22 protein-coding genes are annotated in these 24001 nt (G+C 44.8%); 10 read left to right on the top strand and 12 right to left on the bottom strand.

Annotation, left to right across the window (positions count from 1 at the left end; translation table 11 throughout):
* Positions 1-115: 115 nt before the first annotated feature.
* The 10 genes from fliJ to AC27G9_RS12195 form a co-directional block, all read right to left on the bottom strand.
* On the bottom strand, positions 116-556 hold the full coding sequence (fliJ, locus tag AC27G9_RS12240) for a flagellar export protein FliJ (protein ID WP_487074569.1): 441 nt from the start codon (positions 554-556) through the stop codon (positions 116-118).
* Positions 557-562: 6 nt separating this feature from the next.
* Positions 563-1891 (bottom strand): flagellar protein export ATPase FliI, encoded by a 1329-nt coding sequence (gene fliI, locus AC27G9_RS12235; RefSeq protein ID WP_487074567.1) that lies wholly within the window; start codon positions 1889-1891, stop codon positions 563-565.
* Positions 1884-2660, bottom strand: coding sequence for a flagellar assembly protein FliH (gene fliH / locus AC27G9_RS12230; protein ID WP_487074565.1), 777 nt, complete (start codon positions 2658-2660; stop codon positions 1884-1886). The genes fliI and fliH overlap by 8 nt, the downstream gene beginning before the upstream one ends.
* 28 nt (positions 2661-2688) lie before the next feature.
* Positions 2689-3726, bottom strand: coding sequence for a flagellar motor switch protein FliG (gene fliG, locus AC27G9_RS12225; RefSeq protein WP_487074563.1), 1038 nt, complete (start codon positions 3724-3726; stop codon positions 2689-2691).
* 9 nt (positions 3727-3735) lie between these two features.
* Complete coding sequence (gene fliF / locus AC27G9_RS12220) at positions 3736-5433, bottom strand: flagellar basal-body MS-ring/collar protein FliF (protein WP_487074561.1); 1698 nt, start codon at positions 5431-5433, stop codon at positions 3736-3738.
* Between the two features lie 14 nt (positions 5434-5447).
* The gene (fliE, locus tag AC27G9_RS12215) at positions 5448-5777 is read right to left on the bottom strand and encodes a flagellar hook-basal body complex protein FliE (RefSeq protein ID WP_487074559.1); all 330 of its coding nucleotides are present in this window, start codon (positions 5775-5777) and stop codon (positions 5448-5450) included.
* 167 nt (positions 5778-5944) lie between these two features.
* A complete protein-coding gene (locus tag AC27G9_RS12210) occupies positions 5945-7291 on the bottom strand; it encodes a sigma-54-dependent transcriptional regulator (RefSeq protein ID WP_487074557.1) in 1347 nt (448 codons plus the stop codon).
* Positions 7291-8442: a sensor histidine kinase gene (locus tag AC27G9_RS12205; RefSeq protein WP_487074555.1), complete on the bottom strand. Its 1152-nt coding sequence runs from the start codon at positions 8440-8442 to the stop codon at positions 7291-7293. Before AC27G9_RS12205 ends, AC27G9_RS12210 begins: the two co-directional genes overlap by 1 nt.
* 136 nt (positions 8443-8578) lie before the next feature.
* Positions 8579-10036, bottom strand: coding sequence for a sigma-54 dependent transcriptional regulator (locus tag AC27G9_RS12200; protein ID WP_487074553.1), 1458 nt, complete (start codon positions 10034-10036; stop codon positions 8579-8581).
* A gap of 187 nt (positions 10037-10223) precedes the next feature.
* Positions 10224-11018 (bottom strand): flagellin N-terminal helical domain-containing protein, encoded by a 795-nt coding sequence (locus AC27G9_RS12195; RefSeq protein WP_487074551.1) that lies wholly within the window; start codon positions 11016-11018, stop codon positions 10224-10226.
* 293 nt (positions 11019-11311) lie between these two features.
* Between AC27G9_RS12195 and pseF the strand changes: the two genes are divergently transcribed.
* The 10 genes from pseF to AC27G9_RS12145 all read left to right on the top strand — a co-directional run bounded on the left by pseF (position 11312) and on the right by AC27G9_RS12145 (position 22484).
* Positions 11312-12016 carry a pseudaminic acid cytidylyltransferase gene (pseF, locus tag AC27G9_RS12190; protein ID WP_487074549.1) on the top strand — a complete coding sequence of 235 codons (705 nt, stop codon included), beginning with the start codon at positions 11312-11314 and terminating at the stop codon, positions 12014-12016.
* A 5-nt stretch (positions 12017-12021) separates the two neighbouring features.
* Complete coding sequence (pseG, locus tag AC27G9_RS12185) at positions 12022-13116, top strand: UDP-2,4-diacetamido-2,4,6-trideoxy-beta-L-altropyranose hydrolase (protein ID WP_487074685.1); 1095 nt, start codon at positions 12022-12024, stop codon at positions 13114-13116.
* Positions 13103-14152, top strand: coding sequence for a pseudaminic acid synthase (gene pseI / locus AC27G9_RS12180; protein ID WP_487074547.1), 1050 nt, complete (start codon positions 13103-13105; stop codon positions 14150-14152). The genes pseG and pseI overlap by 14 nt, the downstream gene beginning before the upstream one ends.
* A gap of 1 nt (position 14153) precedes the next feature.
* Positions 14154-15062 (top strand): nucleoside-diphosphate sugar epimerase/dehydratase, encoded by a 909-nt coding sequence (locus AC27G9_RS12175; protein WP_487074545.1) that lies wholly within the window; start codon positions 14154-14156, stop codon positions 15060-15062.
* 14 nt (positions 15063-15076) lie between these two features.
* Positions 15077-16018, top strand: a complete 942-nt coding sequence (locus AC27G9_RS12170; RefSeq protein ID WP_487074543.1) for an ATP-grasp domain-containing protein — start codon at positions 15077-15079, stop codon at positions 16016-16018.
* Entirely contained in the window at positions 16015-16671 is a 657-nt protein-coding gene (locus tag AC27G9_RS12165; RefSeq protein ID WP_487074541.1) for an HAD family hydrolase, read from the top strand. The genes AC27G9_RS12170 and AC27G9_RS12165 overlap by 4 nt, the downstream gene beginning before the upstream one ends.
* Before the next feature lie 103 nt (positions 16672-16774).
* On the top strand, positions 16775-17776 hold the full coding sequence (gene pseB, locus AC27G9_RS12160; protein WP_487074539.1) for a UDP-N-acetylglucosamine 4,6-dehydratase (inverting): 1002 nt from the start codon (positions 16775-16777) through the stop codon (positions 17774-17776).
* Positions 17773-18948, top strand: coding sequence for a UDP-4-amino-4,6-dideoxy-N-acetyl-beta-L-altrosamine transaminase (pseC, locus tag AC27G9_RS12155; RefSeq protein ID WP_487074537.1), 1176 nt, complete (start codon positions 17773-17775; stop codon positions 18946-18948). Before pseB ends, pseC begins: the two co-directional genes overlap by 4 nt.
* A gap of 120 nt (positions 18949-19068) precedes the next feature.
* Positions 19069-21225 (top strand): polysaccharide pyruvyl transferase family protein, encoded by a 2157-nt coding sequence (locus tag AC27G9_RS12150; RefSeq protein ID WP_487074535.1) that lies wholly within the window; start codon positions 19069-19071, stop codon positions 21223-21225.
* Positions 21225-22484 carry a glycosyltransferase gene (locus AC27G9_RS12145; RefSeq protein ID WP_487074533.1) on the top strand — a complete coding sequence of 420 codons (1260 nt, stop codon included), beginning with the start codon at positions 21225-21227 and terminating at the stop codon, positions 22482-22484. Before AC27G9_RS12150 ends, AC27G9_RS12145 begins: the two co-directional genes overlap by 1 nt.
* A gap of 1 nt (position 22485) precedes the next feature.
* Here the strand turns inward: AC27G9_RS12145 and AC27G9_RS12140 are convergent, their stop codons facing one another.
* On the bottom strand, positions 22486-23250 hold the full coding sequence (locus AC27G9_RS12140; protein ID WP_487074531.1) for a phytanoyl-CoA dioxygenase family protein: 765 nt from the start codon (positions 23248-23250) through the stop codon (positions 22486-22488).
* Entirely contained in the window at positions 23237-23992 is a 756-nt protein-coding gene (locus tag AC27G9_RS12135; protein WP_487074529.1) for a sulfotransferase domain-containing protein, read from the bottom strand. The genes AC27G9_RS12140 and AC27G9_RS12135 overlap by 14 nt, the downstream gene beginning before the upstream one ends.
* Positions 23993-24001 lie beyond the last annotated feature (9 nt).

Below are 24001 nucleotides of genomic sequence, written 5' to 3'. Positions count from 1 at the left end.
AATTCACTAAACAAAAAAGTCAGTAAAAACATAAACCTAAAATTTGGCATCTGCATTATTGACCTATAGTGATGTAGAAACAGCAATTACCGTTCCAACTTCAATGACTCGCAAATTAACTTTGCTTCCTCATTCTGAAAAAACGCTGGTTGGCAAGTTCGTCTAACATGCTTTGTTCTTGCCTTGCAGCCCGAATAGCCAGCTCGCTTTGTTTGCTTTCAATCAGCTTATCGACAGCTTTACGTCGCTGTTGTTGTTGTAACCATTTGGCTTTGCGCTGCTGAGCAACCATGTCCGCTCGTGCGATAACTTCATTCTGCTGTTCACAGGCTTTATCCAATTTGGCTACGAAAGACAAATGTTGATGATAGTGTTGCGCATCGACGCCCTCTTTACCGGTGGACTGTATTTGCTGCAGATATTCAACCCGGTATTGTTCTAGGCTTTGTAGTTTTTGCTTTTGCGCATTCAGTTCGTTTTCAGCAATGCGAAACTCATTGGCGAATCGCTGCTCTTTGTCTTGTTCCCAACGGGAAACGAGTTGAAGTTGTTTCACGCGTTGTTACCCCAGTCCTTTGGCTAGCGCTTGCATACCTTGCAAACTGTCATCGAAAGAAAGTGTTTGGCGCATACCCTGTTGCAAAAATGCATTGATTGCCGGTTCCGCCTGTATCGCTAAATCAATTCTCGGGTCAGACCCTCTTGCATAAGCACCAATGGAAATGAGGTCGCGGTTTTGTTGATAATTAGAGTAGACCTGCCGAATTCTTCTGGACTGCGTTTGATGCTCCTCGGAAGTCACTTGTGGCATGACGCGGCTTACCGATGCTTCAATATCAATCGCAGGATAATGACCAGAGTCTGCAAGTCGTCTAGACAGTACCACATGACCATCTAAGATAGCTCTTGCGGCATCAGCAATCGGGTCCTGGAGGTCATCTCCTTCGGTGAGTACGGTGTAAAACGCAGTAATCGAGCCTTGCCTTTCCCCGCCATTACCAGCGCGTTCAACTAAGGCAGGCAAGCGAGCGAAAACTGAAGGTGGATAACCTTTTGTCGCAGGAGGCTCACCTACAGCGAGGGCAATCTCACGTTGTGCCATGGCATAACGCGTCAAAGAATCAATCAGTAACAATACGTTCATGCCTTGGTCGCGGAAGTATTCAGCGATCGTAACCGCCGTCTCGCACCCCTTTAGTCTCATCAATGGCGACGTATCCGCGGGGGCAGCCACAACCACGGCTTTTTGACGCTCTTCCTCTGTCAGTATTTCCTGAATAAACTCTTTGACTTCTCGACCCCGCTCTCCGACTAGACCGACAACCACCACATCAGCATCAGCACCTCGAGTCATCATACCCATCAACACACTTTTCCCTACACCACTGCCTGCAAACAAGCCCATGCGCTGCCCAACACCAACGGTGTTCAGTGCATTAATGGCTCTCACTCCTACATCCATTGGCGTATTGATAGGACGACGAATAAGTGGGTTCATCGGCGGCTTCGACGTCGGTACCCGTGTTTCTGGAATAATAGCGCCGAGCCCATCTAATGGTTGGCCATTACCATCAACCACTCTACCAAGTAAGTTCATGCCAACAGGTAAGCCGCTGTCGCGACTGAGTGGCAAAACACGAGAGCCTGGCACGATGCCTCTGACGGCCTCAGTTGGCATTAAATAGGTGATGTCGTCACCAAAGCCGACGACCTCTGCCTCAATTTCCCCCTCAATGGTCTGTACCAAACACTGGCTGCCTACTGGCAGTTGGCAACCGACAGCTTCAAGTGTGAGTCCAATCCCCCTAACCAGTTTGCCTGCGGCAACCGTCGGCGGGTTGGGAATGTGTTGCTGGAGATTTTGAAAATGCTGAGCAAGAGAGTCAGTCATCTGCCAGACCTTGGTCTAACAAAAATTTGGTCAATATTTCTTTGCTGCGACGTTCTACAGAAACGTCGACCGCATTGTGCTCTGTTGTAATATCGCAGCCGCCTCTCTCGAGAGCGGGCGTCTCTACAAACTGCCACCCCTTTTCTGTCTCTACATCCTCTCCATAGTGGGCTTTTACCATGGCAATGTCTTCAGGATTTAGATGAATCTGGTAGCGATTTTCATTTATCGGAAGCGCTTTTAATCCTTCGCTTAATGCTTGTAGCACAACCTTTTCACTCAACACAGATTCCGTTCGAATCACAGCTTTTGCCAATGAGACTGAGAGTTTGGTGATTTCTTGTTTCGCTTGTTCAGTGACTTGTTCTAACGGATGATGGATTTGTTCGGACATAGACTGCCAATGATTGGCAAGACTGTTAATTGTCTCTTCGCCTGCAGCTAAACCCGATGCTTTCCCCTCTTCGAAGCCCGAATCAAATCCTTCTTTTTTACCCTCGGCTAAACCTTCTTCTTTTCCTTCTTGGTAGCCAATTTGCTTGCCTTCACTGTGACCTTCTTCATAGGCTGCTTGACGAATCGCTTCTATTTCTTCAGCAGTAGGCGGTAGAATTTCTTCCTCTTCTTCAGGAGGTTCATATACCCAATCTGACCGTCGATTTAGCGCATTCGTTTTGTTTTCTTCATGCGCTTTCACAACCGACTCAACGTAGGGAATGTCCCACGTTTTAGCATCGACTTCATCTGGATTGAGGCGCTTTACTGACATACGTCATACCTATTTTGAATCAACAACATTAGAGGAATTCTTCCCCGCCACCACCGCCAAGCATGATCTCGCCGGAGTCTGCCAAGCGTCGAGCAACCGATAGGATTTCTTTTTGTGCTGTTTCCACTTCACTGATGCGTACTGGGCCCATTGCCTCGAGATCATCAACCAACATTTCTGCGGCACGTTTAGACATATTCGCCGTGATCTTATTCTTGAGCTCTTCGTCGGCCCCTTTGATGGCTTTGAGCAAGGCGTCTTGTTGCACTTCACGAAGAATGGCTTGAATGCCTCTGTCATCGACATCGACGAGGTTATCAAAGACAAACATCAAGTCTTGAATCTGTTGACTCATTTCTTCATCTTGCTCACGAATCGCATCCATGAGCTGACCTTCAATATTGGTGTCGAGATAGTTCATAATGTCAGCAGCAGACTTAAGGCCGCCCATCTTCGCGGCTTGTGCACCGGCCTGTCCGGCAAACTGTTTCTCCATGATTTCGTTCAATTCTTGTAGCGCAGCTGGTTGAACTTCTTCCAAGTTGGCAACCCGCATCAACAGATCCAGCCTGACTTTTTCAGGGAACTGGGACAAGATTTCGGCGGATTGCTCTGGCTCCAAATACGACATAACAATCGTTTGAATTTGGGGGTGCTCGTTGCGGATGATACTGGCCACTTGTTTGGAATCCATCCACTTGAGTGAGTCCAAGCCTTTCGCGCCGCTTCCCATGAGAATTTGATCAATGAGATTCGCTGCTTTGTCTTCACCCAAGGCAGCCGTTAATGCACGCTTAACAAAGTCTTGGCTTTGGAAACCAATGGTTGAGTAATTTTGAATTTCCTCGATGAAATGTTTATGTACAGCCGTAATTTTCGACTGTGTCATATCATCGATTTTCGCCATCTCGGCACCCAATTTTTGCACTTGCTTTGGCTCTAAGTGCTTTAAAATTTGTGCTGCATCTTCTTCTGACAAGCTAAGCAGTAATATGGCAGCTTTCTCGACACCTTCGAGCTTACTGACATCATACCCGGGTTCTGTTGTCGCTAATTCTTCAGACATCTCTTTACCTTACTCGTCTTGTAGCAGCCAGCCCTTCACGACTTGGGCGGATAATTCAGGTTCGTTGGCAACAAGGGCACGAACGGCTTTCAATACATCTTCATCTTTGTGTAAGTCCGGCAGCATCAATGAACCATCCGGAGCAAAACCAACCGCTCCCTCATCAAACTCCTGGCTCAGCATGCTGATGGTTTCGTCACCCAAGTCAAGTGCTTCATCTGCATCAAACTCATCTCCCGCTTGTGCATCTTCAGGATTAAGCAGTTTCTTAACGATTGGACGAACAACAACCAATATGAGGACCAATGCCAATAAAAAGCCACTTACGAACTTAATTTTAGGCCACATTCCAGGTTGTTCCCAAAGCGGTACATCTTCGACCTCACCGGCATCAACTCTGCGGAAAGGAATACTGACCACCTCGAGAGAGTCACCGCGGGTAACATCGAAACCGATACCGCCTTGTAATAAACGGCGAATGTTGAGCAATTCTTCTTGATTGCGAGGCTCCGTTGTAACAGTGCCATCCTCTGCTGTAGTTGCGGTGTAGTCCACTGCGACAGATACGCTCAAACGACGGATAACCCCGGTTTGTTGCTTGGTGTGACTAATGGTCGTATCTAGCTCGTAGTTTCGTGTCGTTTCTTTACTGTTGCGGCCTGGTACAACTTGTTCGACATCACGCCCTACTGCGTTTTCTGGGATATTCGATTCTAGCGGCGGTTGATTCGTCAATGCTCCTGGAATACCACCAGCCACTTGGCCAACACTGTTTTCCTCTATCAACATTTCACTTCGAACGGCCGGCAGGTCGGGATTGTAACGGCGTTGTGTTTGCTCAACCGAAGTAAAGTCCATGGTGACATCGGCTTGCGCAGTGTAGTTACCCAAACCTAAAACGGGTATCAAGATGGCGTCAATTTTGTGAAGGTATTCTTGCTCCCGTTGCTGCTCGATTTCATATTCTTTGCGGGCACGTGCACTAAGCGAATCTTGTGAACCCGAATTCAGCAAGCGTCCATTGCTGTCAGTCACCGTCACTCTCGACGGCTCCATTCCTTGCACAGCAGAAGCAACGATATCTACTACCGCATCGACTTCTTCTGCCGAGATAACGGCGCCGCGCTTGGCTGTCAAGACAACAGTTGCACTGGCCTTTTTCTCACGTCGAGCAAATACATTCTCCTTTGGCATTGCCAGTAGCACCCGAGACTTTTGAATACTGCTGATGTCTTCAATCGTTCGAGCAATCATTTGCTCTCTTGCATGCTTAAGGCGTTCCATTTCAACTCGTTGACTAACACCAAATCCCATGTCTTGCATGATGATATCGGCGCCCGCCTCAGGCTTACCCGATACGCCCTGCCTCGTCATACCTAGTTTAATATCTTGGTACTGTTCGGCCCTTACGGAAACAAGGTTACCTTCTAATTTGTAGTCAATTTGATTAGCGTCGAGATAGTCGAGTGTTTCGATAAGCTCTTGTGTTTCCATTTTTCCCAATGGACGATAATCAGGCTCTTGCACCCAAATGACGATAAAAATGGCAATGGCGACACAAATAACTAGCACGACCACTAGCGTGATCTGACGCATCATATCGGCACTGCCGATGGCGTCCATAAATCCCGAGCGTTGTTCTGCCTCGGTGTCGGTTCCCATTCCCGAATCGGCAATCGTTAAATCTGTTCCAGTCGCTTCAGCCATCTCTCAAACCCCAATTACACCGGCATATTCATTATTTCTTTGTACGCTTCCAAGACTTTATTGCGTACCTGCAGTGTCGCTTCAAATGCGATACCGGACTTTTCCTTAGCAACCATCACTTCCGCTAAACTCAAACTGGTGTCACCCATTTCAAATCGCTGCTGCATTTGTTTTGACTCGAGTTGCATACTGTTCACGCCATCAACCGCGTTTTTTAGCATGGTGGCAAAGTCCTGGCCTGAGTGAGTAGGTTGAATTTGATCAACAGGCATTTCCGGTTGCAAACGCGTTTGTCCGATCATGGCCTGCATTTCTTGATACAAACTATTGGCTTTCACATCCATCTTGGCTTACCTCGGTTAAGTGCTCGAGCGCTATTTCGCTAATAATCACTTTCTGCAATTACCGAACCAACTTTAAAAACCTATAAAATTCATAAAGATAGAGTTACACGCCAATAAAATGACACAAAAAAAGCAGCTTGCGCTGCTTTTTTTACGTCTTACCGACACTATGCTGGTACTTGAATACCATCCTCACGCATCCTCGCGAGTTTATATCTCAATGTACGTGGACTGATACCTAACTTTTCGGCGACATCTTTGCGTTTGCCGTTACACAATTGCAAGGTATCAAGGATAATTTGATGTTCTTGTTGCCTCAATTCAGAGCCCAAGCGACTTGCGTCTTGGTCTGTCACATCGATGGAATCTGTAGGCACGGCGATTGCCTCAGCACTTTCTAACATTAAATCATCCGAATCAATCACTTCAGAATCAGCTAAAATCAGTGCCCGCTGGATCACGTTTTCCAACTCTCGAACATTACCGGGCCACGAATATTGGGTCAGTTTGTTTCGTGCTGCCGCACTGAGCTTGGGGCATTGGCTGCCATTACTTGACGCATGACGCACCAATAGATGTTCTGCAAGAGGCACTATGTCTCCAGTGCGCTGACCAAGTGGCAGCCATGTCAGTGGAAACACATTCAATCGATAGTACAAATCTTCTCTAAATTCGCCTGCGTCTACTGCCTGCTTGAGGTCTCTGTTACTTGTTGCAATGACCCTTACATCCAATTTAATGGTTTTACGGCCGCCTAAACGCTCGACCTCTCGCTCTTGCAGTACACGTAATAACTTAGCTTGCAACGCTAAGTCCATCTCGGTGATTTCGTCGAGTAAAATGGTGCCACTTTGTGCTTGTTCAAATTTTCCGGGACAGGCTTGAATCGCCCCCGTGAATGCACCTTTTTCGTAACCAAACAGCGTCGCCTCCAGCATGTTCTCTGGAATAGCAGCACAGTTAATTGCAACAAAAGGGGCTTCATTTCGCGGAGATTTATCGTGAATGTATCGAGATAATACCTCTTTGCCTGAACCACTTGGCCCAAGCACCATTACATTCGCTTCAGAGCGCGCCACTTTTTCAGCCAAAGTAAGTAACTTCAAACTCGAGGCATCAGCCACTATCGGCGTTCTCGATTCGACGCGCTGTGCTGGCGCGTAACGACCAACTAAGTTCAGCAAAACTTCAGGAGAGAATGGTTTGGATAGGTAATCTGTAGCACCATCTCGCATTGCTTGAACCGCATCGTCAATCGTAGCGTAGGCCGTCATCAATAATACGGGTAATTGAGAGAATTTGGTTTTGATATTTTTGAGCAGACTTAACCCATTCATACCGCCCATCTGAATATCGCTTACCACTAAATCGACAACGTGATTAGAGAGTACAACCAACGCTTCTTCCGCGCTGTCGGCAGCGAGAACACGGTATCCCCCTAACAGAAGTGTATCAACAAGCGCCTCTCTTAAGCCGGCATCGTCTTCAACGATAAGAATAGTTGTTTGGTTCATTATGCTGCTCCACTTACTGATACATTTGCGGTTTGGCTATTAGGTGAAATCAAAGGAAGAGCAATAGTGAAAACCGCACCGCGCGATGGCGCATTGATAACACTCAATTTACCTTGATGTGCGTGTGCTACGGTTTTGACTACTGCCAAGCCAAGCCCAGTGCCTTGGGTCTTGGTAGTGAAAAAAGGCTCAAATATTTTGTCTTTGTGTTCATCAGCCACACCGGGCCCAGCGTCTGCAACAGATAGGCAGAGCTGACCATCGAAGATATTTGCAGAGAGACTTATTGTCGATCCCTTTGGTGAGACTTGGCAGGCATTGTGAACTAGGTTAAGAATCGCCCCCTGCAAAGAGGTGATATTACCCATCACGCTTGCATGTTGGTCGAAACCATTAAACACGAGGTTCAATTGATGCTGTTGTGATAAGGTTTCGCTGTTCGGTTCTACAGCGCCGCGAATATCAGCCAGTGACAAACAACTTACCACTTGGTCATCACCTGACTTAGCGAACAACAACATGTCATTAACTTGGCTCTCAAGTTCTTTCAATCTGTCATTCAGTTTGTTGGCAAATTGATGACTGGCCTCGGGCGCTAAACCTTTTCGCTTTAAGTTAGACGCATACAACATGGCAGCAGATAAGGGAGTACGAACTTGGTGAGCGAGCGACGCCACCATCTTGCCCAGTGATGACAATTTCTGCATATGGCTGACTCGAGCCTGAAGCTGCCGAGTTTCGGTCAGATCCGTAATAACGATAAGCTGCCCTGGTTCGTTTTCCAAAGGCGTAATAGAAAGCTTAACTCGACGACCGTCCACCAACGATACCTCGTGGCCGTCATCGGCGCGAGGTTTGAATGAACGAGTAATTATCGTACGCCAAACTTGCCCTTCTAAAGGCTCGCCAAGCAAGTCCTTCGCTTGATGATTGGCCTGCCTAACTCTACCTTTGCCATCGAGTACGATGACACCTGCAGGCATTACCTGCAGAAGGTGCTGTAACTGTGATGACTGTTTGCGCAAAGCATCCAGTTCACTTTGGGTGGTAACCGTTAGGTTTTCGGGTGATGCACTGGCGGCACTGTATGCGACGCCTTCATACGAATGAACGTCGGAAGTCGAATACTCTAAATTACTTTCAAATGCCATGGCAATCACACCTCACTCTTTCAGATGGGTGAGATAAAGCATTTGCCATGCCAATTTTTTATTTCTTAAATTTCAATGATTTACAATGAAAAATGAGGCACTGACTCGGCGTCAAAAATATGACTTGGGAACGCGACTAGGCTTCGCCTTCCCTTTGGATATCATACTTGCGCATTTTCTCAACCAACGTGGTTCTGCGCATACCTAGCTTATCAGCCGCTCTAGCAACAACCCATTCGGTTTGATCAAGCGCTTGTTGAATTAACGTTATTTCGAGTTCAGATAAGTATTCTTTGAGGTTGACTCCTTCAACCGGCAATGCCGAACTCAAGGAAACTGAATTAACAAACTCTTCTTGCTCCGCTTCCTCCGAATCATCAGCTGCAGCGGCTTCTGCAAATAGCTCGTTAAATGCCTGCCTTTCCAGCAATTCTTCTGGATAATCTGGCTGGTAACTTTCAACTTCGCCATATTGATACTTAGGGGGCAAGTCGGGTACATCTACGATTTGATCTGGGTACAAAATAGAGAGTCTTTCGACTAAATTAGACAACTCTCTGACGTTACCCGCCCACTCGTGTTCCATAAGTGATGCAATCGCGTTTTCTGTAAAACGAACATTGACTCCACCGTCATTGCTCAATCGAGAAATGAGTTCTTGTAGCAGCAGTGGAATGTCTTCTCTGCGCTCGCGCAACGCTGGGCTGTCTATTGGAAACACATTCAAACGGTAGTACAAATCCTCACGGAACTTGTCTTCTTTGATCATGGTTTCAAGATTGCGATGAGTAGCAGCAATAATTCTCACATTACACTGAATCGGTCGAGTGCCGCCGACTCGCTCATAAGTACGTTCTTGCAACACGCGAAGCAGTTTCACCTGCATTTGCAAGGGCATATCGCCTATTTCATCCAAAAACAGTGTGCCGCCTTCGGCTAATTCAAAACGGCCTTTACGGGCACTGATTGCACCGGTAAACGCTCCCTTTTCATGACCAAAGAGTTCACTTTCCAATAGTTCTCCGGGTATTGCACCACAGTTTACAGGGATGAAAGGGCCATCTTTTCGCGCTGACATAAAATGTACGTTTCGGGCAACGACTTCTTTACCCGTGCCTGATTCACCAAGAATGAGAACATTAGCATCCGTTGGGGCGACTTGTTCAACCATTTTTCGCACAAATTGAATCTGCGCACTTTGCCCCACCAAACTGCGAAAAAGCTTAGTTTTTGCTTTTACCGACGAGCCTTGTTTTGGACGATTGCGCAAATATTCCTGACACCGATGAATACTTTGAGTCAACGAAGGGTACGTAACGGGGAGCGGCACTACGCTCACCAAATTCTGACCAGGAGAGATTATCGTACAATCTTCGCATACGCCGACGAATGGTAATTGTGGAAATGCCGAAATGATCGCCTTAGCAGCATTGAGATCTGACATATCGATGAGTACCGAACCCGACGTATTTCGCAATGCCGACTGACAATCATCGAACGACAATGCCACACAGCTATCGCCGATAAAGGTAATGATGGTTTCTAATTGTTGTTTAAGCTCGACGTTATTACTGACGAGCAAGATATCGGTCATCAATTCACCAAATTTGCGTATTTTTATTAGAGTTTAGCGCATACCCAGATTGTAGCGATAGTTGGAACGAGTGCAACTAACATATCAAAAAAGCATTGAATTTTAATACAAAAGACGAACTGCCTTTAAAATTGAAACACAAAAAAAGGGCGTACTATTTACGCCCTTTTTTTCAGATACTTACAAGTTAACTCAATAGAGAAAGTACTTGGCCTTGCTGTTGGTTTGACAGAGCTTGCACACTAATTGACGCCTGCCCCAACACATTATTTGCCGCTTGTTCAGATGTTGCCTGAGCGAAGTCAGTATCAGCAATTCGAGAACGGGCAGCAGCCGTATTAATATCAGCTTCAGATAAATTTCGAGCTGCACTCTCAAACCTTGATTGAACCGCACCGAGTTCACCTCTTGCAGACCCGATGGCTTCAATGGCTGCATCAGCTTCTTCAAGTGCTGCTTCGGCTCCACCAGCGGTTGTCACATCTACATTCAATAAACCAGACAACTGGCTAGCGATGTCGTTGGTTTCGACATCAATTTGTTGACCTGCATTTGCACCGACTTGGAAGCTGATATTACCGTCGCTTGTTAGCAGTTCCTGACCCGCAAAATTGGTTTGTTCAATGGTCTGTGAAATATTGTCTTGGAGCTGCGTGATTTCAGACTGAATCGCCTGGCGATCAGCGTCGCTCAAAATGCCATTCCCTGCTTGAATGCTTAATTCTCGAATGCGATTCACATCTTCATTGATGCCACCTAAACCGCCTTCTGCTACTTGAGCCAGAGAAATACCATCGAAAGCATTACTTATCGATTGGCGAGTCCCTTCGTTTTGCGCCGTTAATCGGTCTATGATTTGCTGCGCTGCTGCGCCATCAGCGGCGCTGTTGATACGGCTACCTGACGATAAGCGTTCAAAAACACTGTTTTGACGCTCCTGTACTTGCCCTATCAAAGAAGAACTGTTGTTGTTAATAATCATCTGGACGGTCCTCATCACCTCACTACTTGAGTATAACACAGCACTGCTCAAGTTATAACCAATTGAGAGTATGGAACGACATACCTAAATATCACTTCTGATAACCACCTCATTGCATAAACCTCAGCGAGTGTTTCGTTGAAGGGTAAAACGATGGAAGGTTTCCAGATTAACCTATAAAGTTAAGCGCCGCTAAGCCGATGATATTATGATGTAAATGCAATATGACCTTGTTGTTGGTCATGGTTAAGAATACAGATTGTCTGTGATTCGTTTTACCAAACGGAAGCGATATGAATATAGCCATTATTCCTGCACGTGGTGGGAGCAAACGAATTCCACGTAAAAACATCAAGCACTTTTGCGGAAAACCTATGATAGCCCACGCTATCGAAAATGGTTTGGCTAGCCAATTTATAGATAAAGTTGTTGTATCCACCGACGACGAAGAGATTGTAAGCGTCGCCAGAGAGTATGGTGCAGATGTCCCCTTCATCCGTCCATCTGAACTTGCTGATGACTTCACTGGAACTAGCCCAGTCGTCCGTCACGCCATTTCAGAGCTGCTTAAATTAAACTGGGATATCGAATTTTGTGCTTGTATCTATGCCACGTCACCACTGCTTTCTGTTGGTTTGATTGACGAGTGTTTTAACGAACTAAGCAGCCATACCGATACCGACTACGTATTCACTGCCGCAAGATACGCATTCCCCATACAACGTGCAGTAGTGAAAACGAAAAACGGTGGCGTAAAACCATTCGACGATTTCGGTATTACGCAGCGGTCCCAAGACTTAGAGCCTGCCTACCACGACGCAGGGCAATTGTATTGGGGACACTACGAAACCTGGCTAGATACAAACAAGCGTATTTTTGGTGAACATTCGAGAATGAAAGTCATGCCAGACCATCTAGTTCAGGATGTCGATACACCTGAGGATTGGCTTAGAGCTGAACTTCTTTACAAGCTTATTCAAAACGAGTCAGAACGTTGAAAATCGTGTTTCGTGTTGATGGTAACAGTGAAATTGGACTTGGCCATTTTATGCGATGTCTATCACTTGCCAAACAATGCGGTAAAGAACATGACATTTGGTTTTTGTCTCAAGAGGTTTCATCGGCGTTATTGTCTTTACTGCAACAAGCGAATGTAGCGCTATTGCCGATATTTGTTGACTCTCACCAAATCAATAATGAGAGTACCAACCAGCACACGGATGAGCAATCGACGCCTCAGGAAAAAGAGGCGATAATCTGCCTCGAAACGCTTGCCTTACAAGGTGTTGGTGACGTCGATCTATTGATCGTAGACCACTATGGTTTGTCCGACATTTTCTGTTCGAAGATGCGTGATAAGGCAAAAAACATTCTTGTGATCGACGACTTGGCCAATCGCCCCCATGATTGTGACATTTTGCTTGACCAAAACTTTTTTGAAGATACAAAAAGCCGCTATACGGGCTTACTACCGGAGCACTGCATTACATTACTTGGTCCCCAGTTTGCAATCTTGCGGGATGAGTTCTATCAAAAACAAGGCATTAATCGGCGCAAAAATCACCTCGTTGTCTGTTTTGGGGGGAGCGACCCTATGAATTTGACAGAGCGTGTCGTCGACATTTTGATATCATTAAAGCTCAATACGATAACAGCCGATATCGTAGTTGGTTCGGGCTACAACCGTGTTGAACAGTTAGAAGTCAAAGTAAAACAACATGAGAATATGACACTGTATGTCGACTGCCCAACTATCTCTCGGTTAATGCATCGCGGTAGCATAATGATTGGTGCAGGCGGTTCCATGCATTGGGAAAGAGCACACTGTGGAATACCGGGCCTAATCATTACGTTGGCAGAAAACCAAAGACAAACAACTCAGTGGTTAGACAAGAATGGGTGCTGTGTGTGGTTAGGTGACGCGGATGATATCGATGATTGGCAGATAAGCCAAGGTATCGAAGCGGCGATAAACTCGCCCAAAAGAATGCAAGACATTGCCACTAATGCTATGAATCTAGTGGGAAAAGCGACAAACTCTGCGTCCATTGCAGAATTGATTTTAGAACGTGTACGAGGTACTCATGAAGCCAATTAGAATTGGTGAAATTAACATCGGCTCGGGACTGGCTCCCTTCATTATTGCCGAAATGTCGGGCAATCACGGCCAATCCTTGGATAAAGCGTATAAGCTCATTGATGCTGCGGCAGAAGCCGGTGCACATGCCATAAAACTGCAAACCTACACGCCAGATACGATTACATTGGATTGCCATGAGAACGAATTTTTTATAGCGGACAAAAACAGCCTTTGGGAAGGCAACTCACTTTACGATCTTTACAAAGAAGCCATGACGCCATGGGAATGGCATGAGGAACTGTTCGACTACGCCAAATCTAAAGGATTACTCGCATTCAGTACACCATTTGATCTCACGGCGGTCGACTTTTTAGAAACACTCAACCCACCCTGTTACAAGGTCGCGTCATTCGAAAATACTGACCACGCTATTCTCGCCGCAGTTGCCAAAACAGGTAAGCCAGTCATCGTATCGACAGGTATGGCGACACAAGCGGAGATCGCTGAGTCGGTCGAGGTACTCAGGGAAAACGGCTGTGAAGATCTCATTCTTTTAAAGTGCACAAGCAACTACCCAGCGAACCCGGTTGACGCCAACCTCAGCACAATCCCTCATTTGCAAGCGTTGTTTGATTGTCACGTAGGATTATCGGACCATACTCTGGGTGTCGGCGTAGCGGTTGCGGCCACAGCGTTGGGGGCTACCGTTATCGAAAAACACTTTGTATTGGATAGACAAGGTGGTGAGGTAGATGCCGAATTTTCATTGGAACCTCACGAGCTTAAATTGTTAGTCGAAGAAACGGCTCGTGCTGCTGTCGCTATAGGCAAAGTTAATTACGGCGCAACCGAAAGGGAAAAGGCGTCTCTTGTACACCGTCGTTCACTGTATATTGCGCAAGATCTCAAAGCTGGAGATGTATTAACACCAGAAAATTTACGGTCAGTGCGGCCAGGGTTGGGCTTGGCCCCCAAATACTTGCCATTACTACTGGGAAAATCGCTAAAGCGTGACGCCCCGAAAGGGACGCCAATGAGCTGGGAGCTTTTATAATATGAAAGTCATTCTGTTTGGTGCAAGTAAAGGGGGAGAAAACTACGTTGCCAATCACCCCCAAGTCGATGTCATTGCTTTTGTCGACAACGATGCGTCTAAACAGGGCTCTAGTTTTTTAGGGAGACCTATCATCGCACCAGCCGAAATCTCGGCACACTGTATCGACAAAGTCGTGATCACGAGTCAATGGGTTGACCAGATTCACAGTCAGTTAAAAAATGATTTAGGTTTGCCAGACGAGAAAATTGAAATCCCCAGCAAACAATCAGTGAAAGCAGCCCTGCCTTTTGAAGATCCTGCAACATTGGCTTTTGCCGAGGCCCTACTGCGGTATTTGAACCAATTTTGTCAATCAAAAGGTATATCAGTCTGTTTAGACTCAGGTACATTACTAGGCGCGGTGCGAGACAAAGGGCTAATTCCGTGGGATGACGATATTGACCTCGCTATCGATAAAGACAATTTCATCAAACTTCAATCCCTTTTACCGGAGCTTGCAGCGAAGCTGTCGGACAAATTTAATGTTGATTGGCGTCTGGTAATCATTACAGTGAACGGTTTAGATGCCTGCATAAACATTGAATTCACAAATTCAAACAACAGTAATTTTGTCTTATTCGATGTCAGTATCCAGCGTAGAGAGTCAATCAACGGGTATTCCGAATTACTGTCCTCTGGCGGACTCTTTTTCGCCCCTGCAGCCCATTTTGACAGCTATGAATCAATCGACTTTCTGGGCGATGAATTTTGTGTACCTTCTGCTTCAAAAGACTTTCTTACGTTTATGTATGGCGAGTGGAGCCAACCCAAGAAAACAACGCAAATTACAGAATATGAAAATCGAAGAGCGACGATGCCTGCGCCGAAAACGGGTATCACCATCGAAAAACGATCTGTAAATTACTGAGGTATTGAAACAGCGTGAATGTACTTCTCTCAAGTTCAGGAAACAAAGTTCCTCTTCTGTTGGCTTTGAAAGATGCGGTGAGTAGGCTAGGCATTGGAGGTACTGTAACCGCGGGCGATATCAATAATCAGGTACTCACAAGTTACTTTTGTGATGCATTTTGGGAAATGCCAGCAACGATTGACGCCAACCGCTCCCAAATCATTACTGAGCTAAAAAAACATCAGATCACACATGTTTTACCGACGAGGGACGGTGAATTGCTTTTTTGGGCAAACATGAAACCGCTTCTACAATCCGAAGGAATTGATGTTATCGTCGCTAGTGAACCAGCGATAACGCGGTGTCTTGACAAATTGAAGTTCAGCCAACATAACGCTCCAAACATTATTTCCAGCTGCACAGATTTATCCGCTTTTGGACAACATAGTGAATCGCCTCGCTTCGTCGTTAAAGAGCGGTTTGGTTCCGGCAGTGCTTCAGTTGGAATCAATCTATCTGCAAATGACGCTTTGACTCATGCTAGCACCTTATCATCGCCGATTTTTCAACCTTACATTGACGGGCAAGAAATCAGTATTGACGCGTGGTTAACACAAGAGTATCAACTCAAAGCTGCGATGTGCAGAGTGAGGGCACTCGTGATCAACGGTGAATCACAAGTAACGTACACATTGCCGGATTCGCCATTCCTGCCACAAATAGAGCGGATACTTTCATCATTGAAGCTTTCGGGCCCAGTTGTGCTGCAAGCAATCATAAGGCAAGGTAAGTTGCATATCATTGAATGTAACACGCGATTTGGAGGCGCATCAACGCTCGGCATAAAAGCGGGTGTGGATAGCTTGTTTTGGAGTCTAAGTGAATCTTTAGGGGTAGATGTCAATGCTCTTCCCGTGTCACTCTGTGAGCAAACTATCAGACAAATACGCGCTGCGACAGACTTCTATCTATGATCTATATATTTGACCTCGATGACACCCTTTACGATGAACGGCAGTACGTCGAATCAGGATTACGGGCAGTAGCAGCGGTTTGCGAAGAGAACTGGGGAATTAACCAGGTGCTTGGGTTTAAGGCGTTAATCACACTACTGGATACGAACGGTCGCGGCCGGGTATTTGATGATTTCTTATCGATGTATGGCATAAATGCTAATAACGCCAATGTCCGAAAGTGTGTTTCGGCCTACCGATTACACACCCCATCCATTTCTGTCCCTACTCAACACCTGAAGATACTAGAAAGCTTACCCGCTCCGTTATATCTGGTGACAGATGGTAATAAAGTCGTCCAAAGCAACAAAGTGCAAGCGCTCGGCATTGAACATTATTTTAAACGGGTCTTTATTACACATAGATTCGGTGTAAAACACGCAAAGCCATCTACTTACTGCTTCGAACAAATAAAGAGAGCCCAGCAGTGTCAGTGGAGCGACATGACATATATTGGTGATAACCCCGCCAAAGACTTCGTCAATTTGAATAAACTGGGTATGCCAACGGTTAGGGTGTTAACAGGCGTTCATCGGTATACTAAAGCCAAACAGGGATTCGATGCGACATATACGATATCCTCTTTGAGCGACTTACAATCATTGACATTTTGACCGCTCGAAGTATCACATAATCCCATAGTTTATAATGCTTTATGGCAAATGTATCGACACGTGATATATTGTATTCATAACCATAAAAACAGCGAGCAACTCCATGTTCGACGGAAAATCAATTCTCATCACGGGCGGGACCGGATCGTTTGGTCATAAGTACGTAGAAACCCTGTTGGCGAGACACAAACCTAAGCGCTTAATTATCTATTCGCGTGACGAGCTGAAGCAGTTTGAAATGCAACAAAAATTCAATGCTTCCTGCATGCGCTATTTTATTGGTGATGTAAGAGATAAAGAGCGTCTCCACCGAGCAATGCAAGGCGTAGATTTCGTCATTCATGCTGCAGCTATGAAGCAAGTACCTGCTGCAGAATACAATCCGACTGAATGTATCAGAACCAATATCGATGGAGCAGAGAATGTTATCAATGCCGCTATCGACAATAATGTCACTAAGGTTATTGCGTTATCCACGGACAAAGCCGCCAACCCAGTCAATTTGTATGGAGCAACAAAACTTGCCTCGGACAAGCTTTTCGTAGCGGCTAACAACATTGTTGGAGCAGGTGCTTCGCGATTTTCCGTTGTGCGCTATGGCAATGTTGTGGGCTCGAGAGGTTCTGTCGTCCCGTTTTTTGACAAACTGATTGCAGAGGGTAGCGATCATATCCCAGTCACTCACAAAGATATGACACGTTTTTGGATAACACTGCAGCAAGGCGTAGATTTCGTTTTAAAGAATTTCGAGCGCATGTTGGGCGGTGAAATTTTTGTTCCCAAAATACCATCTATCCGTATTGTTGATTTAGCCGAAGCGATGGCGCCAAATACACCGATTAAATACGTAGGTATTCGTCCCGGTGAGAAGCTTCACGAAATGATGTGTCCTGGGGATATGTCTCTACACACCTTTGAGTTTGACGACCATTTTGTTATTGCACCGGCAATCAAGTTCTTCCATCGCAGTAACAATTTCACGTCCAATGCGCTAAATGAGCAAGGTCAACTTGTGAAAACGGGTTTTGAGTACGTGTCCGATACAAATGAAAAATTCCTGAGTATCGAAGAGATAAAGCAGTTTAACCGGGAAGCACAAAAGTGATTCCTTATGGTCGCCAGCACTTAGACCAAAAAGATATTGAGGCCGTACTAGACACCTTACAATCTGACTGGTTAACACAAGGTCCAGCAGTACCTAAATTCGAGAATGCTCTTGCCCAATATTGCGAAGCAAAATTTGGTATTGCAGTTAATAGTGCGACCTCTGCTCTGCATATTGCTTGTTTGGCTCTTGGCGTCAGCAAAGGCGATCTTGTTTGGACCTCACCTAATTCCTTTGTAGCCTCCTCTAATTGCGCACTGTATTGCGGAGCCGCAGTGGACTTCGTCGATATTGATTTGCAAAACGGCAACATGTGTGTCGACGCTTTAAAGCAAAAGTTAGAAAACGCTCAAGCGAACGACTGCTTACCAAAAGTAGTCATCCCCGTACATTTTGCTGGGCAACCTTGTGATATGGCACAAATTAGGGCGCTCTCCAAACGTTACGGTTTCTATGTTATCGAAGATGCCTCACATGCCGTTGGTGCAAAATATCAAAACAAGTTAGTCGGCAGCTGTGAATATTCTGATATTTGCGTGTTTAGCTTTCACCCGGTGAAAATTATTACCACCATGGAAGGCGGCATGGCATTAACTAATAACCCATCGCTTGCCGATAAAATGCGCATGCTACGCAGTCATGGTATAACGAATGACCCCGCCGTGATGACTGAAGAAAGTCATGGGCCTTGGTATTACCAACAAATCAGCTTGGGCTACAACTATAGGATGACTGATGTTGAGGCAGCACTTGGATTTAGTCAGTTGCAAAAACTGAAAAGTTTCGTTGAACAGCGCAATGCCATTGCTTCAAGGTATGATGATTTGCTCCTGAGTGCAGACCGTATTACTCCCCTAAAACAAAACGATAACTCCTACAGTAGTTATCATTTGTACGTAGTAAGAATCTCAGAGTTGGACAAAGATCAACACCAATCGCTGGTGGCAACATTAAGAAAAATGGGAATTTTCGCTCATCTCCATTACATCCCAATTCATATGCATCCGTATTACAAGACGATGGGCTTTCAACCGGGCGACTTTCCCAATGCAGAGCGTTACTATTTGCAAGCATTGACACTCCCCCTTTATCCTGACCTATCGAAAGAGCAACAAAACTATATTGTCAATTCCGTAGTCCAGACTGTAAATGAGTTGACTAAAGGCAGCTGACAGCGAGGCACTCTTGGATATTAAGCTGCTTGTTTGTGCTTCATAGTTTAAGTATTGGCGGTGTTCGCCGATATAAGGCGTAATAGCGGCGACTAATTTAAACCTTCACAAAACATTTCCATGCTCAAGAAAAAAGACATTCGACACATATACGATAGTTACACTCAACTCAGAAAAATGAAGAAGGTTGATGAACTACGTGTAGACAGCAAACCGAAGGCATTAAATCTCAACATTATTGATAGCTGTAATTCAAAATGTACGATGTGCAACATATGGAAAAACGAAGACAGCATAGATATTTCGCCAGAGCAACTTCGCGAGATTTTATCAGACCCTCTATACAATGAGCTCCAACACGTAGGTGTCACCGGTGGTGAGCCAACACTTCGCAATGATTTGCCTGATATATACCGTGTCATCATTGAAACTTTACCCTCTTTGAAAGGTGTAAGTATGATTACGAACGCCATCAATGAGAATGATGTGAAGTCGAGGATTCTAGCAATCAACGATATTTGCAAAAAACAACAGATGAACTTTTCGGTAATGATTTCCATCGATGGTGTAGGAAGTACTCATGACAGGGTAAGAGGTATAAAAAACAACTTTGCATCTTCTATAGCAATTTTTAACTTTTGTCGTGATGAGTTACAGATACCCACTTCATTTGGATGCACGATTTCAAAACAAAATGTGTGGGAAGTAGATGACTTTCTTTACTACGCCAAAAAGCATCAAATGTATGGCAGATTTCGCGTAGCAGAGTTCATAAACCGTTTGTACAACAGTAATAGAGACAAGGTCATCAGAAATTTCGACGAAGACGAAACCTATAACCTTCTACTGTTTTTTGAAAAACTTAAACGCAATTATGAGCCAGGTTCAACAATTAAAAGAACTTACCGGAGTATCCAGCATATGTTGCAAGGGGGCGAGCGTCTTATTGGTTGTCCCTACCATAACGATGGCGTGGTATTAGGTTCAAAAGGTCAATTGAACTATTGCGCTCCAAAAGGGACAGATTTCGGTAATGCATTAGATGCATCTTCAGAAACACTTTACAAAGCACACTTTTCTCAAAAAGAGCAGATTGTTGCCAAAGATTGTAAGAATTGCATACACGATTATCATGCAGGAATCACATACTCAGAGAAAAAAACGCAGCTCACAGAGCTTACTCATCACAGATTGCTGAACATAGACAACCAACACTTGGTTACTTGGTTAGCAAAAACACTAGAAAAGCCAATAAAAAACGCGCCCTATCAGGTATTTATAATTGGTTGGTATGGAACTGAAACCGTGGGCGACAAAGCCATTCTTGGCGGTATTATTGACCAATACAAACAAGCCCATGGTAACAATATTGAAATTGTTATCGGAAGCCTATATCCATTTGTTACAAAACAAACGTGCAAAGAGTTGAGCATATCGGCAAAAATCGTATCCACAAAGTCTCTCGACCTATTGCGTTATGCTAAAAGTGCCGATGAGGTTGTAATGGGTGGCGGACCTCTCATGGATCTTCACGAACTGTACATTCCGCTGTTGGGTTTTGCCGTTGCAAGAAAGTACAACAACAAAGCCGTGGTATATGGCTGCGGAATTGGCCCATTGCACGACACAAAATATCAGCATGCAGTACAGCGAATTCTGTCTCTCGCGACTGATATAAAACTTCGAGATAAAAAAAGTATAGAACAAGCTATTAAGTGGGGACACACTGAAGCCGAATTGACAGGGGACTTCGCAAAACCTTACATTGAGCGCCATTTTATAAAACAGAAGCTCGCAACGTCCGAACCATTTATTGCATGCTACTTACGAGATTGGACCTATGAATATTCTCGAGAATTTTCAGAACAGGAATTTGCGGTACGCAAAAAGAAATTCGAATCAGGCATTGCCAACCTGATAAAACAAAAAGCTGTAGAGTTAGGCATAAATCGAATCTATTTTGATCACATGCACAACTTTGATGTTGGCTACGATGATCGCGATTTTAGTCGATATTTTATTGAAACCTATTTTGCAGACACACCTGAGCTGGATTTAACCTTTAACAACAGGTTGTCATCAGTGAAGAGTATTGTCCACACAATGCAAACCGCTTCATATAATATCTGTATGCGTTTTCACTCGGTATTATTCGCCCACACTCTCGAAACCAACTTTACTGCTATCGACTACACAAATGGCGGTAAAATTAGTAACTACTTGGCCGATAGTGGTGATCTTGCTTGTATGATTACCCCGAGTGAGTTGATCGACTAATGAAAATTTTGCTTGTGAATACCTATGACAGAGGTGGGGCCGCAAATGCCTGTATTCGCTTGCATCAAGCATTATTAGGTGCGGGATTCACTTCACACCTTCTGACGGCAGACAAGTCTCGGGATGACATTCCAAACCATTTTAGCTATGCGGAATTCACGGGGAAAACTGCTGGAAACATTTTAAATAGACTAGCATACGTAGACATAGATGATCACGGCCCCTACTCTACGAAAGAGATAAAAAAGATATCCATGGCAGCCTCTGAGTATACTGATGTCTTTTCGTCCATATACAGTGACTATCGAATAGAAGATGCGCCTTCTATATCATCCTATGATATTGTTAATCTGCATTGGACGTCGAGATTCTTAAACTGGCCATCGTTTTTCGCGTCGACGCAAATTAAGCGGGTTGTTTGGTCCCTTCATGACATGGCTCCCTTCACCGGTGGCTACCACTACAGCGACGGATTTGAGGGTTACAAAGGCGATGATAGCTCGCCTCACTTTCTGCGTCACACATCAGACCCAGATTTTGCTAAAAAGCTCCTCAGTGAGAAGCAACACATACTCGCCAAATGCACAATTCCTGTCGCAGTAGTTTCACTATCGCAATGGCTTCACCAGTGTGCTCAAGATAGCACCTTGTTTAAATGCTACCCTATCAGGCGGATCCCAAATAGTGTGGATACCAAATTGTTTTGTTATGGTGATAGGTTGGCCGCGCGAAAATCACTCAAGCTGCCGTTAGATAAAAAGCTTATTTTGTTTGTGAGTGAAACTATTGCGAATAAGCGAAAGGGATTCCATCTGCTGGAGGCTGCGCTAGCGAATGCAAGCTCACAAGAAGTAATGCTGTGCAGCGTGGGGAAACTTACGGATAACAATCCTAACTTCCACAATTTCGGCAATATTGATGATGATGAACACCTCGTTGATATCTATCGAGCCGCAGATTTGTTTGTTTTGCCTTCGCTAGAAGATAACCTTCCAAACGTGGTTGTTGAAGCTTTGTGTTGTGGAACACCTGTTGTTGGATTTGAAATTGGTGGCATGCCAGACATGATCACCAATGGGGAGAATGGTTGGCTATCTCAGGAAATCAGTGCTAATGCTTTGTGGCAGTCGATTAACTGCGTATTTGACACTTACAAACAATATGATCGTAAACAAATATCCGAAAAAGCTCAGCGTCAATACAACTACTCGCAGCAAGCGATTTCATTTCACCACTTTGTTCAGTCGTTACTAAGCTAATCTACTTTTCCCTTGGCAAGGGTGTCGCAGTATAAAAATCCTCAGTCTCTGTGTGTATCATAATCATGGAACCTCTTGGTATCGCATCGTCATCTAAAGCTTTGTAGACAAAGCGTAAGGCTCTTCTAGGCATATCAGAGTTGTTTTGCGCCGAACTGTGAATGAGATAGTTGCTAAATAGGACGACGTCTCCAGGCTCAGTTTCTACAAATACTCGCTTGGACGCCTCTCCCTCACCCAATCGAATACGATCATGGTGAGTTGCACCCTCGACATGATACCACTCTCTAAACCCCCTAGAATGAGAACCTGGGATAACTTGTAAACACCCATTTTCTCGCGTCGCATTGTCCAGCGATACCCAAGCCAGAACTTTTTCACTCTCGTTAGGTTTATTTAAGAAATCTTGATGCCAAGGCACTTCGTTCTCTTTATCTGCGGGTTTATACAAATAAGAGTTTACGTACAGATAGACACTTCGTTGGAAGTAACTTTTTAAAAAGTCGACGATTTGAGTTTGCTCTGCGAACATTCTTACGGCAGGAAAGCGTTGGTATACATCATACAAAACACCATTGTCGGTTCGGTGAGTTAAATACCAACGGTTGGTAATATCTCTAGTTTCCCGCGCTGAAATAACATTCACCGCCTCTGAAAGTACATCGCCTTTGTTTTTACAGGTCGAGTCGTCGAAAACGTTTTTTAATACAATAAAACCGTTTTTATTGAAGCTATCAACCAGGGATATCACATCAAGTTCTGTCATATAATGCCTGTAAACTTGGAGAGCATTGATCCCATATGGCCTCACTTAGCTCTCTCGATAACTTATCTTTCCATTGACTCACACCTGCATCTCTGACAAAAGTAAAATCATTATCGAAATTCTGCTGATGGTTAGGCCTAGACAGGGTTTGCTCTAACTCTTTGACTTTAGTAGGCCGAGAGAATGAAATTGCATTTTCTAATACAGCATCAGGTAAATCCGCATCAAAACCATCGATAAAATGTCTAAAACACAGACTAGCTGACTGCATCATATCTTCATACTTGAATACCCATGACGCCCTATCCAACCAACTGTCGATGTGCTGATTATAAGCGGGAATCCCCATCTTGGGATCCGCGATAAAGTCTTCGAATGTACCCGAATAGCGATGGCTTTTTCTTTTCGAAGCATAATAATAAAAAGAAATCATCGTATCGCGAGGGTCTCTCAACAAATACAGTGCTTTCGGAAGAGAATAGAGACTATGGCTTTCGAATAGCTGATGCGTTTTTACTAGCCTTGGCAATTTACCACCATGCCATTCAAAAGATGTTAGATCATCTTTTAGACATTCCGGCATTATTTGCCCTAGCGAGTAAAAATCTACTGGTTTCTTGGCACCATTCATCAGGTTCACTAGGTTTGCAAAAACGAATCGCGTAAACGTAGAGCCCGTTTTAGGGAATGATACAATTAACACATCACTGGATGCTAAACCTTGTAACTTGTCTCGTTCCACAACCTTGTC

The organism is Alteromonas sp. 5NS40-0096 (assembly GCF_057544385.1).
Note: the sequence above shows the minus strand (reverse complement) of the source record. Positions and strands in the feature narration are given on the sequence as shown.

Coding starts and splice junctions, on each gene's coding strand:
- fliI (WP_487074567.1), bottom strand. CDS start 1,891: ATGACTGACTCTCTTGCTCAGCATTTTCAAAATCTCCAGCAACACATT.
- fliH (WP_487074565.1), bottom strand. CDS start 2,660: ATGTCAGTAAAGCGCCTCAATCCAGATGAAGTCGATGCTAAAACGTGG.
- fliG (WP_487074563.1), bottom strand. CDS start 3,726: ATGTCTGAAGAATTAGCGACAACAGAACCCGGGTATGATGTCAGTAAG.
- fliF (WP_487074561.1), bottom strand. CDS start 5,433: ATGGCTGAAGCGACTGGAACAGATTTAACGATTGCCGATTCGGGAATG.
- fliE (WP_487074559.1), bottom strand. CDS start 5,777: ATGGATGTGAAAGCCAATAGTTTGTATCAAGAAATGCAGGCCATGATC.
- AC27G9_RS12210 (WP_487074557.1), bottom strand. CDS start 7,291: ATGAACCAAACAACTATTCTTATCGTTGAAGACGATGCCGGCTTAAGA.
- AC27G9_RS12205 (WP_487074555.1), bottom strand. CDS start 8,442: ATGGCATTTGAAAGTAATTTAGAGTATTCGACTTCCGACGTTCATTCG.
- AC27G9_RS12200 (WP_487074553.1), bottom strand. CDS start 10,036: ATGACCGATATCTTGCTCGTCAGTAATAACGTCGAGCTTAAACAACAA.
- AC27G9_RS12195 (WP_487074551.1), bottom strand. CDS start 11,018: ATGATTATTAACAACAACAGTTCTTCTTTGATAGGGCAAGTACAGGAG.
- pseF (WP_487074549.1), top strand. CDS start 11,312: ATGAATATAGCCATTATTCCTGCACGTGGTGGGAGCAAACGAATTCCA.
- pseI (WP_487074547.1), top strand. CDS start 13,103: ATGAAGCCAATTAGAATTGGTGAAATTAACATCGGCTCGGGACTGGCT.
- AC27G9_RS12175 (WP_487074545.1), top strand. CDS start 14,154: ATGAAAGTCATTCTGTTTGGTGCAAGTAAAGGGGGAGAAAACTACGTT.
- AC27G9_RS12165 (WP_487074541.1), top strand. CDS start 16,015: ATGATCTATATATTTGACCTCGATGACACCCTTTACGATGAACGGCAG.
- pseB (WP_487074539.1), top strand. CDS start 16,775: ATGTTCGACGGAAAATCAATTCTCATCACGGGCGGGACCGGATCGTTT.
- AC27G9_RS12150 (WP_487074535.1), top strand. CDS start 19,069: ATGCTCAAGAAAAAAGACATTCGACACATATACGATAGTTACACTCAA.
- AC27G9_RS12145 (WP_487074533.1), top strand. CDS start 21,225: ATGAAAATTTTGCTTGTGAATACCTATGACAGAGGTGGGGCCGCAAAT.
- AC27G9_RS12140 (WP_487074531.1), bottom strand. CDS start 23,250: ATGACAGAACTTGATGTGATATCCCTGGTTGATAGCTTCAATAAAAAC.